The organism is Jatrophihabitans lederbergiae (assembly GCF_031845305.1).
In the GTDB taxonomy this organism is placed as follows: domain Bacteria; phylum Actinomycetota; class Actinomycetes; order Mycobacteriales; family Jatrophihabitantaceae; genus Jatrophihabitans_A; species Jatrophihabitans_A lederbergiae.
Window position 1 is genome coordinate 85,767 of the sequence record NZ_JAVREH010000011.1, and the last position, 12,313, is coordinate 98,079.

The 12,313-nt window shown below is 69.0% G+C and carries 12 protein-coding genes; 7 read left to right on the plus strand and 5 right to left on the minus strand.

The window, feature by feature from the left end; all coding sequences use genetic code 11:
- The first annotated feature begins 13 nt into the window (after positions 1 to 13).
- Complete coding sequence (locus tag RM423_RS10945; RefSeq protein WP_311423065.1) at positions 14 to 1,213, plus strand: amidohydrolase; 1,200 nt, start codon at positions 14 to 16, stop codon at positions 1,211 to 1,213.
- Positions 1,214 to 1,233: 20 nt separating this feature from the next.
- Here RM423_RS10945 and RM423_RS10950 read toward each other — a convergent pair whose 3' ends face one another.
- Complete coding sequence (locus RM423_RS10950) at positions 1,234 to 1,686, minus strand: gamma-glutamylcyclotransferase family protein (RefSeq protein ID WP_311423066.1); 453 nt, start codon at positions 1,684 to 1,686, stop codon at positions 1,234 to 1,236.
- Between the two features lie 85 nt (positions 1,687 to 1,771).
- Here RM423_RS10950 and RM423_RS10955 point away from each other — a divergent pair, with 85 nt between their 5' ends.
- From RM423_RS10955 to RM423_RS10965, 3 genes are all read left to right on the plus strand, one after another.
- Entirely contained in the window at positions 1,772 to 3,193 is a 1,422-nt protein-coding gene (locus RM423_RS10955; protein WP_396327685.1) for an NAD(P)H-quinone dehydrogenase, read from the plus strand.
- A gap of 8 nt (positions 3,194 to 3,201) precedes the next feature.
- Positions 3,202 to 3,549, plus strand: coding sequence for a hypothetical protein (locus tag RM423_RS10960; protein ID WP_311423068.1), 348 nt, complete (start codon positions 3,202 to 3,204; stop codon positions 3,547 to 3,549).
- A 192-nt stretch (positions 3,550 to 3,741) separates the two neighbouring features.
- Positions 3,742 to 4,299 (plus strand): YceI family protein, encoded by a 558-nt coding sequence (locus tag RM423_RS10965; RefSeq protein ID WP_311423069.1) that lies wholly within the window; start codon positions 3,742 to 3,744, stop codon positions 4,297 to 4,299.
- A 92-nt stretch (positions 4,300 to 4,391) separates the two neighbouring features.
- On the opposite strand, the gene RM423_RS10970 is transcribed toward RM423_RS10965, so the two are convergent.
- Together RM423_RS10970 and RM423_RS10975 are read right to left on the minus strand one after the other, a co-directional pair.
- Entirely contained in the window at positions 4,392 to 6,155 is a 1,764-nt protein-coding gene (locus tag RM423_RS10970) for an acetyl/propionyl/methylcrotonyl-CoA carboxylase subunit alpha (protein ID WP_311423070.1), read from the minus strand.
- Positions 6,156 to 6,264: 109 nt separating this feature from the next.
- Positions 6,265 to 6,663: a MerR family transcriptional regulator gene (locus RM423_RS10975; RefSeq protein ID WP_311423071.1), complete on the minus strand. Its 399-nt coding sequence runs from the start codon at positions 6,661 to 6,663 to the stop codon at positions 6,265 to 6,267.
- Between the two features lie 64 nt (positions 6,664 to 6,727).
- Here RM423_RS10975 and RM423_RS10980 point away from each other — a divergent pair, with 64 nt between their 5' ends.
- Both RM423_RS10980 and RM423_RS10985 read left to right on the plus strand, forming a co-directional pair.
- Positions 6,728 to 7,912 (plus strand): acyl-CoA dehydrogenase family protein, encoded by a 1,185-nt coding sequence (locus RM423_RS10980; protein ID WP_311423072.1) that lies wholly within the window; start codon positions 6,728 to 6,730, stop codon positions 7,910 to 7,912.
- 101 nt (positions 7,913 to 8,013) lie between these two features.
- On the plus strand, positions 8,014 to 9,495 hold the full coding sequence (locus RM423_RS10985; RefSeq protein ID WP_396327686.1) for an acyl-CoA carboxylase subunit beta: 1,482 nt from the start codon (positions 8,014 to 8,016) through the stop codon (positions 9,493 to 9,495).
- Between the two features lie 49 nt (positions 9,496 to 9,544).
- On the opposite strand, the gene RM423_RS10990 is transcribed toward RM423_RS10985, so the two are convergent.
- Positions 9,545 to 10,159 carry a Maf family protein gene (locus RM423_RS10990; RefSeq protein WP_311423074.1) on the minus strand — a complete coding sequence of 205 codons (615 nt, stop codon included), beginning with the start codon at positions 10,157 to 10,159 and terminating at the stop codon, positions 9,545 to 9,547.
- A gap of 42 nt (positions 10,160 to 10,201) precedes the next feature.
- Positions 10,202 to 11,350, minus strand: a complete 1,149-nt coding sequence (locus RM423_RS10995; RefSeq protein WP_311423075.1) for an acyl-CoA dehydrogenase family protein — start codon at positions 11,348 to 11,350, stop codon at positions 10,202 to 10,204.
- A 114-nt stretch (positions 11,351 to 11,464) separates the two neighbouring features.
- On the opposite strand from RM423_RS10995, the gene RM423_RS11000 reads away from it, so the two are divergent.
- The gene (locus tag RM423_RS11000) at positions 11,465 to 12,280 is read left to right on the plus strand and encodes an S-methyl-5'-thioadenosine phosphorylase (protein ID WP_311423076.1); all 816 of its coding nucleotides are present in this window, start codon (positions 11,465 to 11,467) and stop codon (positions 12,278 to 12,280) included.
- Positions 12,281 to 12,313: the final 33 nt, after the last annotated feature.

Consider the following 12,313-nt stretch of genomic DNA (forward strand, 5'->3'; position numbering starts at 1 on the left):
TTTCGGCGTGCAGATGGCAACGCTTCACGACCACGCGGTGGACTGGCTGGCAGGCAACGACGCCGAGCTGGTGAACTGGCGGCGTGATCTGCACGCCCATCCCGAGATCGCCTACGCCGAGCACCGGACGACCGAGCGGATCGTCGCCCTGCTGACCAGCTTCGGGCTCGAGCCGAAGCCGCTGTCGATCGGCACCGGGGTCGTCTGCGATATCGGCGCCGGCCCGGAGTTCGTGGCCCTGCGGGCTGACATCGACGCGCTGCCCCTGCCGGATTCCAAGACCGTGGAGTACGCGTCTCAGAACCCGGGCAGCTGCCACGCCTGCGGCCACGACGCCCACACCGCGATCCTGCTGGGTGTGGCCGCCACCCTGGCGCGGGCGCAGCCGCTCGCTGGTTCCGTCCGGCTGATCTTCCAGCCGGCTGAGGAGCGGATGCCCGGCGGTGCGGAAGCTGTCGTCGATGAGGGCGGTCTGGCCGGTGTCAGCTCGATGTTCGCGCTGCACTGCGATCCGAAGCTGGACGCCGGGCAGGTGGGCCTGCGCGTCGGCCCCATCACCGCGTCGTTCAATCAGATCGAGATCCGGCTCAGTGGTCCGGGCGGTCACACGGCCCGTCCGCACCTCACCGTTGACGTCGTCTACGCCCTGGGCAAGCTCATCACCGAGCTGCCGGGGCTGCTGTCGCGGCGGGTGGACCCGCGCTCGGCGGTGTCCCTGGTGTGGGGCGCGGTGAATGCCGGGGCCGCCGCGAACGCGATCCCACCGACCGGCATCCTGCGCGGCACCTTGCGGATGCTCGATGGGCAGCTGTGGAACCAGCTCGAAGGCGTGGTCCGGGAGCTTGCCGAGCAGACCGTCGCGGCCACGAACGTCAAGATCGAGATCGACTACGACTCCGGCGTTCCGGCGGTGACGAACGACGGTGCCCTGGTCGCGATCCAGACCCGGGCGGCGCTGGCCGCGTTCGGGCCGCACGCGGTGTCCGACACCCCGCAGTCCATGGGCGGCGAGGACTTCGCCTGGTACCTGCAGACCGTGCCCGGCTCGCTGGCCAGGCTCGGGGTTCGCTCACCCGGCGGCCAGAGCGGCGACCTGCACCAGTCAAGCTTCGACATCGACGAGGACGCGCTGGCGGTCGGCGTCCGGTTCACCACCGCGATCCTCGACCAGCTGTTCGACGAGGCCGCGGCCGAGAGCCCGTCTGCGGACTGACTTCCAGGCGTGACGGGCCGTCAGGCGCCGATGGAGCGACAGGGTCGACCGCGTAACTCATTCACGTAGTCGGCCGGCGCGCCGGCGGCCTCCGCGCCCTCGGCGATCAGGCCGAGGTAACGCGCCGAGGGCAGGCCGCCCTCGTAGCCGTTGAGGACGTACGTCCACGCGAGCACGTCGCGGTCCAGGGTGGAAACCCGCAGCCGGGACGTCCGGTAGAGGCCTGAGTCGGCACTCTCCCACTTGTCGAGCGCGACCCGGTCTGCCGCGGTGATGTCGTACAGCGCCACGAAGACCGACGCTCCGGGCTCTTCGACGAGCGTGGCGAGCGAGCCTTCCCAGCCGAGGTCCTCGCCACCGAAGGTCAGCCGCCAGTTCGGTAGCCAGCCGGTGCCGGCGAACGGCGAGTGCGGGCATCTGCTGCGCATCTGGGACGGGTCCATGTTCGATCCGTACGCGGCGTAGAGGGGCACGGTAGGCGAGCGTACCGACTGCCCGTCTCGGCCCTGTCAGCCCCGGCCGGCTCAGCGCTCCGCGCAAGGAGGGACAATGGCCGTCGTGACACGTATCGCGATTGTCGGAGGCGGCCCTGCCGGATACGAGGCCGCCCAGGTCGCGGCCGAGCTCGGCGCGGACGTCACGGTGATCGAGTCCGACGGGGTCGGCGGCGCCTGCGTGCTGTACGACTGCGTTCCGTCGAAGACGTTGATCGCGACGTCGGAGAAGGTGACCGCCTTCCGTGATGCCCCCACCCTCGGGGTGTGCGCGCAGGCAGCCAGCGACGTCAGCGTGCAGCTGTCGGTGGTGAACCACCGGGTGCTGGCGCTTGCGGCGAACCAGTCCGCCGACATCCGCACGCGACTGCTGCGCCAGGGCGTCACCGTCGTGCTCGGCCGGGCGCGCTTCACCGAGGCGCAGCCGGGACGGACGTTCGCCCTCGAGGTGATCGAGCACGAGTCCGAAGAGTCCGGCCCCCCTGCCACCCGGCAGGTCGAGGCCGATGTGGTGCTGATCGCCACCGGCGGCACGCCTCGGGTGCTGCCCGGAGCCGAGCCGGACGGCGAGCGCATCCTGTCCTGGCGTCAGGTCTATGACCTCGACGAGCTGCCCAGCCACCTCATCGTCGTGGGCTCGGGGGTCACCGGAGCCGAGTTCGCCTCCGCCTACAGCGAGATGGGCGCGCCCGTCACGCTCGTTTCCAGCCGCGAGAAGGTCCTTCCCGGTGAGGACCCGGACGCGGCGGACGTCATTGAGAAGGTGTTCACCGCGCGCGGCGGAGCGCTCATGAAGCAGGCCCGCGCGCAGAAGGTCGAGCGCACCGGGGACGGTGTCGAGGTCCAGTTGACCGACGGCCGGACGGTGTCGGGCTCACACGTGCTGATGTGCGTCGGGTCGGTTCCGAACACCGCCGACCTGGGCCTGGAGAATGTCGGTCTGGACCTGACCGACTCCGGCTTCATCTCCGTCGACCGGGTGTCGCGAACGCGGGTTCCGGGCATCTACGCCGCCGGTGACTGCACCGGCGTGCTGCTGCTGGCCTCGGTCGCGGCGATGCAGGGCCGGGTGGCGATGTGGCACGCGCTCGGGCAGGCCGTCCAGCCGCTGCGGCTCAAGACCGTGGCGGCCAACGTCTTCACCCATCCCGAGATCGCCACCGTCGGCATCGGGCACGCGGCCGTCACGTCCGGCGCGGTGCCGGCCCGGACCGTGCTGCTGCCACTGGCCGGCAACGCCCGCGCCAAGATGCAGGGCGTCGCCGAGGGTTTCGTGAAGATGTACTGCCGCCCCGCGACCGGGGTGGTGATCGGCGGGTCGGTGGTGGCCCCGCAGGCTTCCGAGCTGATCCAGCCGATCGCGATGGCGGTGCAGCTGGGTCTGACCGTCAACGAACTCGCCGCCACCTTCACCGTCTACCCGTCCATCTCGGGCTCGGTGACCGAGGCTGCTCGTCAGCTCATGCATTCCGACGATCTGGATTAGAGGAACCCATGGACGTCTCGCCTGAACAGATAGCGAAATCCCGACGGACCATCAAGGCCGCCGGGGTTTTCGCCGACAACTCCGACGCCATCGTCAGTCACGTCACCGAGCTTCCCGAGGATCACGTGGTGGTCGCCGTGGTGACCGAGGATCACGTCTTCGCGGGGGTGCACCACGTCTCGCGCACCGAACTCGTCGAGCGGGTGCCGGCACTCGAGGGCGAGAACGGCTGGGCGATGGTGTTCTCCCAGGGCGCCGACAGCGACCACGTCGAGGCGCGGACGAGTGAGATGGTCGCGCTGGCCCGCAAGCGGATCGAGATGATCGAGCGGATCGCCGCGCGCCGGGACAGCTGAGGACGCCGTTCGTTCCGGTTCTCGGACGGCAGCGGCGGCGCCTGTGCGGGGCCGTGGGCGCCTGAGCTGCAGACGCTGCCGCTGCGCCGGTACCCGCGTGAGCCGTCGCGCCGCGAGAGTTTGTGGAATGGAATCCGACCTGCGATAGTTCCTTCAACAATAGTTGAACACTAAATCAGATAGGAGTCAGTCATGACCCTCGCAGCAACGATCCCCGGTTACATCGTCGGAACCTGGACCATCGACGCCACCCACTCGGACGTCTCGTTCTCGGTTCGCCACATGATGGTCAGCAAGGTCAAGGGCCGCTTCGGCTCCTTCTCCGGCAGCATCGTCACCGCCCCGAATCCGGCCGACTCGACCGTCACTGCCGAGATCGACCTGAGCTCGATCGACACCAACAACGCCCAGCGCGACGGGCACGTGCGCTCCGCCGACTTCTTCGAGGTCGAGAAGTACCCGAGCATGACGTTCACCTCGACCTCGCTCGAAGGCGCCGGTGACGACTACCTGGTGCGCGGCGACCTGACGCTCAAGGGCATCACGAAGAACATCGCGCTCAAGGTCGAGCTCAACGGCATCGGCCCGGACGCCTACGGCGGCACCCGCGCCGGCTTCACCGTCACCACCGAGATCAGCCGCAAGGAGTTCGGCGTCGACATCGACATGCCGATGGACGGTGGTGGCGTGGTCATCGGCGACAAGATCACCATTACCCTCGAGATCGAGGCCGTGCTCAACCAGGCCTGAGCCCAGCGCTCACCCTGATCGACCGCGGACGGCGGGCCGGTGCTTTCCAGCACCGACCCGCCGTTTCAGCGTTCGCGCCTCAGCACGATGAATCAGTCCTTGATCTCGCAGATGACCGAGCCGGATGTCACCACGGCACCTGGCTCGGCGCCGAGCCCGGTGATCGTGCCGGACTTGTGCGCGTTCAGCGGCTGCTCCATCTTCATCGCCTCCAGCACCACGATCAGGTCACCGGCAGCGACCGTGTCGCCGTCGCTGACCGCGACCTTGACGATGGTTCCCTGCATCGGGGCGGCCAGCGCGTCGCCGGACACCGCAGCACCGGCGCGCTTGGACGACGATCGCTTGGGGGCGGCCTTCTTCGCCGAGGTTGCCGGGGAGCCGATGCCGAATCCAGCCGGCAGTGACACCTCGATGCGCTTGCCGCCCACCTCGACGACCACGCTCTGGCGCGGCTCGTCCGCGCCGGTCCCGTCGGCCGCACCGCCGGTGAACGCGGGAATCTGGTTGTCGAACTCGGTCTCGATCCACCTGGTGAACACGGTGAACGGCGCGCCGGCTGCGGGTGCGAAGGCCGGGTCGCGTACGACGGCGCGGTGAAACGGCAGTGCGGTCGCCATGCCGTCCACGGTGAACTCGTCCAGGGCTCGCCGGGCCCGGGCCAGCGCCTCGTCCCGGGTCTCGCCCCAGACGATCAGCTTGGCCAGCAGCGAGTCGAAGGCGCCGCCGATCACCGAGTCACCCTCGATGCCGGAGTCGACCCGGACACCGGGCCCGGCCGGTTCCCGGTACGTGGTGACCGTGCCGGGTGCTGGCAGGAAGTTGCGTCCCGGGTCCTCGCCGTTGATCCGGAACTCGATCGCGTGGCCGCGCGGCTCCGGGTCCTCGGTGTGGCGCAGCGGTTCCCCGTCCGCGATCCGGAACTGCTCGCGCACCAGGTCCAGCCCCGTCGTCTCTTCCGACACCGGATGCTCGACCTGCAACCGGGTGTTCACCTCGAGAAAGCTGATCACGCCGTCGCTGCCGACCAGGTACTCCACGGTGCCGGCGCCGGTGTAGTTGGCCTCACGGCAGATCGCCTTGGCCGAGGAGTGGATGCGCTCGCGCTGGTCGTCGGTCAGGAACGGTGCCGGTGCCTCTTCCACCAGCTTCTGGTTGCGGCGCTGCAGTGAGCAGTCCCGGGTGCCGACCACGAGAACGTTGCCGTGGGTGTCGGCCAGCACCTGCGCCTCGACGTGCCGGGACCGGTCGAGGTAGCGCTCGACGAAGCACTCGCCCCGGCCGAAGGCGCTGACCGCCTCGCGGACCGCGCTGGCATACAGCTCGGGGATCTCGTCGAACGTCCGGGCGATCTTCAGTCCGCGGCCACCACCGCCGAAGGCAGCCTTGATGGCGACCGGCAGGCCGTACTCCTGCGCGAAGGCCAGCACCTCGTCGGGGCCGCTGACCGGGTCCTTGGTGCCGGGGACCAGCGGCGCGCCCGCCCGCAAGGCGATGTGGCGGGCGGTCACCTTGTCGCCGAGATCGCGGATTGCCTGCGGTGACGGACCGATCCAGGTGAGACCGGCCAGTCCGACGGCCTCGGCGAAGTCGGCGTTCTCGCTCAGGAACCCGTAGCCCGGGTGCACCGCGTCGGCACCGGACCGGACGGCCGCGTCGATCACCTTCTCGATCACCAGGTAGGAATCCCCGGGTGTGGTGCCGCCGAGCGCGAAGGCCTCATCCGCCATCCGGACGTGCAGGGCGTCCCGGTCGGGCTCGGCGTAGATCGCCACCGAGCCGAGACCGGCGTCCTTGGCCGCCCGAATGACCCGGACGGCGATCTCGCCCCGATTGGCGATAAGCACCTTGCGCATGTTTTCCTCCTGATGCGGCCGGGCAACCTCGCCGGCGGTTCTTGCGCACGTTACCGATAGCCCACTCCCGCTGCTCTGCAGTGTCGCGCGTCCCACTCCCGGAATCAGTTCAGCCCAGCTCGTCCAGTCGCTGCCGGCACTGGGCAGCCACGTCACCGACCTCGCTGAGGGTTCGCGCCAGGTCACGCTGGCGCGCCTGCAGGTCGGTGGTGATCTCACCGAGCCTGGCCAGCAGCGTCTCGAGCTGCCGCCGCTCGGATGAGGCGGCACCGTCGTACATGTCGACGATCTCGCGAATCTCGGACAGTGACATGCCGAAGCGCTTGCCGCGCAGGATCAACCGCAGCCGAGCGCGGTCGCGGTGGTCATAGACCCGGGAGGTGCCCGCGCGGGCGGGCGTCACGAGCCCCTCGGCCTCGTAGAAGCGCAGGGTTCGGGTCGTCACGCCAAGCTCGTCGGCGAGTTTCCCCACCGTCCAGGTCCGCGAGGCTTCCGTCGTAGAGGGCACCCGGTTATAGTCCTTAACGTTGACGTAAACGTCAACCATCGCCGGTGCCGTCCTGGGAGTGGACATGTCGTTCGAGTTGTCAGCCGACCACGAGCTGTTCCGCAAGGTCGTCCGGGACTTCGCCGAGTCCGAGGTCGCCCCGCACGTGGCCCAGTGGGACCGCGACCATCACTTTCCGACCGAACTGATTCCCAAGATGGGTGAGCTGGGGTTGTTCGGTCTGGTCGTGCCCGAGCAGTACGGCGGCGCCGTGGCCGCGGACGCGGGCAAGGGCGAGAACTTCACGTCCCTGTGCATCGCCATCGAAGAGCTCGGACGGGTGGACCAGTCGATCGGGATCACCCTGTCGGCCGGAGTCGGCCTGGGCATCAACCCGATCCTGACGTTCGGCAACGACGAGCAGAAGCAGCGTTGGCTGCCCGATCTGGTGGCCGGACGCACCCTCGCCGCGTTCGGGTTGACCGAGCCGGAGGCCGGCTCCGATGCCGGCGCGACCCGCACCAAGGCCGAACTGGTCGATGCCGAGTGGGTTGTCAACGGCGCCAAGTCGTTCATCACGAACTCCGGAACCGACATCACCTCAGTCGTCACGGTCACCGCACGCACCGGCACCGTCGACGGCAAGCCGCAGATCTCGGCGATCCTGGTGCCCAGTGGCACTCCCGGCTTCGAGGTGCAGCCGCCCTACGACAAGCTGGGCTGGCGCATCTCTGACACCCACGGCCTGATCTTCGACGACTGCCACGTGCCACAGTCGAGCCTGGTGGGCACCGAGGGGGCGGGCTTCAAGCAGTTCCTGGCAATCCTGGACGACGGCCGGATCGCGATCTCGGCACTCGCCGTCGGACTGGCCCAGGCCTGCCTGGAGCAGTCCATCCGCTACTCCAAGGAGCGGCACACCTTCGGAAAGCCGATCGGCGCGCGCCAGGCCATCGCGTTCGCGATCAGCGACCTGGCTGTGGCGGTCGAGGGAGCCCGCACGCTGACCTACAAGGCAGCGTGGCTCAAGGATGCCGGCCGCTCCGTGAAAGAGGTCAAGCAGGCCGCGGCCATCGCCAAGCTGTACTCGACCGAGGCGGCGGTGTCCGCGACCCGGGTCGCCACCCAGGTCTTCGGCGGCTACGGCTTCATGGAGGAATACCCGGTGGCGCGCTTCTACCGCGACGCCAAGATTCTCGAGATCGGTGAGGGAACCTCTGAGGTGCAGCGGATGGTCATCGCCCGCGGCCTCGGACTGCCCGTCGAATAGCCTTCGCGGCGCGGCGACCCGCGACCGAGCAACCCCCCCGTAACGAGAGGACGTAGCAGGTGAGCGACGCCGACAAGGTGAAAGCAGCGCGGGAGCTGACGATGGCGCCCGCGGCGAAGGCTGCCGCCAAGCTCGCCGGAGCCAACAAGCTCTACGTCCGCGACCGGATCGCGCTGCTGTTCGACGACGGCTCCTTCGTCGAGGACTCCCAGTTGGCCAACGCGACCGCGATGGGACTGCCTGCCGACGGCGTCGTCACCGGACAGGGCCTGGTCGACGGTCGGCCCTGCCTCGTGGTCGCGAATGACCCGACCGTGAAAGCCGGTTCGTGGGGCGCCCGGACGGTCGAGAAGATCATCCGGATCACCGAGCGGGCATTGGCCGAGGAGCTCCCGATCTTCTGGCTGATCGATTCGGCCGGCGCCCGGATCACCGACCAGGTGGCGTTGTTTCCCGGTCGTCGCGGCGCAGGGCGCATCTTTCACAACCAGGTCGCGCTGTCGGGCAAGGTGCCCCAGATCTGCTGCCTGTTCGGGCCCTCGGCGGCGGGCGGCGCCTACATCCCGGCCTTCTGCGACATCGTCATCATGGTCGAGGCGAACGCGTCGATGTACCTCGGCTCGCCCCGGATGGCCGAGATGGTCGTCGGCGAGAAGGTCACACTGGAAGAGATGGGTGGCGCCAGGATGCACGCCACCGTCTCGGGCTGTGGTGACAATCTCGCCACCGACGACGCCGACGCCATCGAGCAGGCGAAGCTGTTCTTCTCCTACTTCCCGCTCAACTGGCGGATGGCCACCCCTACCTACGAGTCCGAGCCGCCGCCGTGGGAGCTGACCGACGATGTGGTCCCGATCGCCGAGTCGATGCCCTTCGACATGCACCTGATCATCGACGGCCTGATCGACGCCGACTCGTTCTTCGAGGTGAAACCTGAGTTCGCCGCCGAGCTGATCACCGGGCTGGGCCGGATCGACGGCCGGCCGGTCGGCGTGGTGGCGAACAACTCGGCGGTGCGCGGCGGGGTGCTGTTCACCGACTCCGCGGACAAGGCCGCCCGCTTCATCTGGCTGTGCGATGCGTTCAACATCGAGCTGCTCTATCTTGCCGACGTGCCGGGGTTCATGATCGGCTCCGAGGTCGAGCGCCAGGGCATCATCCGGCACGGCGCGAAGATGATCACCGCCGTGTCCGAGGCCAACGTCCCGCAGCTGTCGGTGCTGGTGCGCAAGGCCTACGGCGCCGGGCTCTACGCGATGGACGGTCCCGGCTTCATGCCCGACGCCTGCATCGCGCTGCCCACCGCCCGGGTCGCCGTGATGGGACCCGAGGCGGCCGTCAATGCCGTGTACGCCAACAAGATCGCCGAGATCGCGGACGAGGAGGAGCGGTCCCAGTTCGTCAAGGCCAAGCGTGCGGAGTACGAGGAGGACGTCGACCTGCTCCGGCTGGCATCGGACCTGGTGATCGACGTCATCCTGAACCCGTCCGAGCTCCGGGCCGAGATCAGCAGGCGCTTCGCCGCACTGGCCGGCAAGGCCAGGCCCCTGGCCGACAAGCGGCACGGCGTCCCACCGGTCTGACCCGTCGGCTAGCAGCCGGCAGCGGGCTCGGCCGGCAGGGTGACGCTGATCAGAGTCGCGGCAGGTCCGCCAGGGTGTACCCGAGATCGAGAATGAGCTTGCGCAACAAGGGCAACGACAGTCCCACCACGTTGTGATGATCGCCCTCGACGCGGTCGACGAACCAGCCACCGAGGCCGTCGATGGTGAATGCCCCGGCAACCGCGAGCGGTTCACCGGTGGCCACGTAGGCCTCGATCTCGTCGTCGGAGGGCTGGGCGAAGTACACCGTGGTGCTCGCGACAGCCTCGGCGGCGGCTGGGTCTACCGCTGAGTTCGTTCGTGACGACCCGACGTCGAGAAGGGTGTGACCGGTGTGCAGTACCCCGGACCGGCCGCGCATCCGCTTCCAGCGGGCGACTGCCTCAGCTGCCGAGGCGGGCTTGCCCAGCACCTGTCCGTCGAATTCGAGCATCGAGTCGCAGCCCAGCACCAGCACCCCGCCGGTCTGCGCATCGGCGACGGCGGTGGCCTTGGCACGTGCCAGCGCCTGCACGAGTTCGGCCGGCGACGGGGCGGTGATGGCGTCCTCGTCCACGCCCGAGACCAGAACCTCAGGTTCGATGCCCGCCGACTGCAGGGTCTGTAGCCGGGCGGGGGAGGCCGAGGCCAGCACGAAGCGCACGGCGTCGAGGTTAGCGTTCCGAACTCGACGAAGGCAGAGCGGCTAGCCCAGCTTGAGCGAGCGCCCGATGATCTCTTTCATGATCTCGGTCGTGCCGCCGTAGATCCGGGTAACCCGCGCGTCGGCGTACGCGCGTGCGATCGGGTATTCCTGCATGTAGCCGTAACCGCCATGCAGCTGCAGGCACTTGTCGACCACCCGGCCCTGCAGCTCGGTGGCCCACCACTTCGCCTTCGCGGCGTCCTCGACGGTGAGATCACCGGTTCCGAGTGCGTCGATGCACCGGTCGACGTAGGCCTGCGTCACGTCCACCTCGGTCGCGACCTCGGCGAGCACGAAGCGGGTGTTCTGCAGCGTGCCGATCGAGCTGCCGAACGCCTTGCGCTCCCGGACGTAACTGGTCGTCCATTCCAGCGCCGCCCGGGCGCCGGCCACGCCCGCGATCGCGATCGACATCCGCTCCTGCGGCAGGTTGGACACCAGGCCGAGGAACCCGTGGCCCACCTCGCCGAGGATGTTCTCCTTCGGAATCCGGACGTCGGTGAAGGACAGCTCGGCGGTGTCCTGCGAGTGCAGGCCGAGCTTGTCCAGGTTGCGCCCGCGCTCGAAGCCGGGCATGCCCCGCTCGATGATCACCAGCGTCAGGCCCTTGTGCTTCTCGGGTGAGGTCCGCACCGCGGTGATGACCAGGTCGGCGTTGATGCCGTTGGTGATGAACGTCTTCGAGCCGTTGACGATCAGGTCGGTGCCGTCGGCGACGGCCGAGGTCCGGATGCCCGCGAGATCGGAGCCGGCACCCGGCTCGGTCATCGCGATCGCGGTGATCAGCTCACCCGAGGCGATGCCGGGCAGCCAGCGCTGCTTCTGCTCGTCCGTGCAGTAGTGCAGGAAGTACGGCATGCAGATGTCGTTGTGCAGGGTGACGCCCAGGCCCGCACCGCCCACGCCGGCCAGCATCAGCTCCTCGCCGAGCACCTGGTTGAAGCGGAAGTCGGTCACGCCCCCGCCGCCGTACTCCTCGGGGATCTGCATGCCGAGAAAGCCGTTCGCGCCGGCCGCACTGAACAGCTCGCGTGGCGCCAGGCCGGCCCGCTCCCAGGAGGTGTAGTCCGGCAGCATCTCTTTGGCGATGAAGGTCCGGACGGCATCGCCGAAGGCGAGGTGGTCGGAGTCGAAGTGCTTGCGCTGCATGGCGGGGCTCCTGAACGGTGGCCTGGCGGGTGGCCCCAGGGACAGGAGCCGATGCTATGACGTCCTACTATCTCTCGTTCCAGGGGCCGAGGCAAAGCCGATACGGTATGCGCCGTGACGACGACACACGCAGACCTCGGGGTCATCGGCGGTTCCGGCTTCTATTCACTGCTCACCGACGCCGAGTCGATCAAGGTCGAGACACCCTATGGGAACCCGAGCGACGAGCTGGCCGTCGGCGTGCTGGCCGGCCGGCGAGTGGCCTTCCTGCCCCGGCACGGTGCCGGCCACCGCTTCCCGCCGCACCGGGTGCCCTACCGGGCCAACCTCTGGGCGCTGCGCTCGATCGGCGTGCGCCAGATCGTCGCCGCCTCGGCGGTCGGGTCACTCCGGCCTGAGCTCGGACCCGGATCGCTCGTGGTGCCCGACCAGATCCTGGACCGGACCTGGGGACGCCCGTCCACCTACAGCGATTCCGACGACGGCGTCTCGCACCTGCCGTTCGCCGATCCGTACTGCCCGACCGGACGCTCCGCCGCGCGGGCCGCCGCGGCGTCCGGCGGCGTTCCGCTCACCGAGAGCGGCACACTGCTGGTCATCAACGGCCCACGCTTCTCGACCCGGGCCGAGTCGGTGGACCACCAGCGCAGCGGTGGCACCATCATCGGCATGACCGGCATGCCCGAGGCGGCACTGGCCCGCGAGCTGGCGCTGTGCTTCACCTCGCTGTGCCTGGTCACCGACCATGACGCCGGCGTCGAGGCGGGACACGGCGTCACCCACGCCGAGGTGCTGGCCACCTTCGCCGACAACCTGCCGAGGTTGCGCGAACTGCTGGTGGCCACCCTGTCGAAGCTGCCCCCGGAACAGGGCGACTGCAGCTGCGGCCAGGTGTACGCCGGCCTGCCGGCTGCCTTCGACCTGCCGTAGCGACCGCCACGCGTAGCGTTTTTCCGGCTGTGC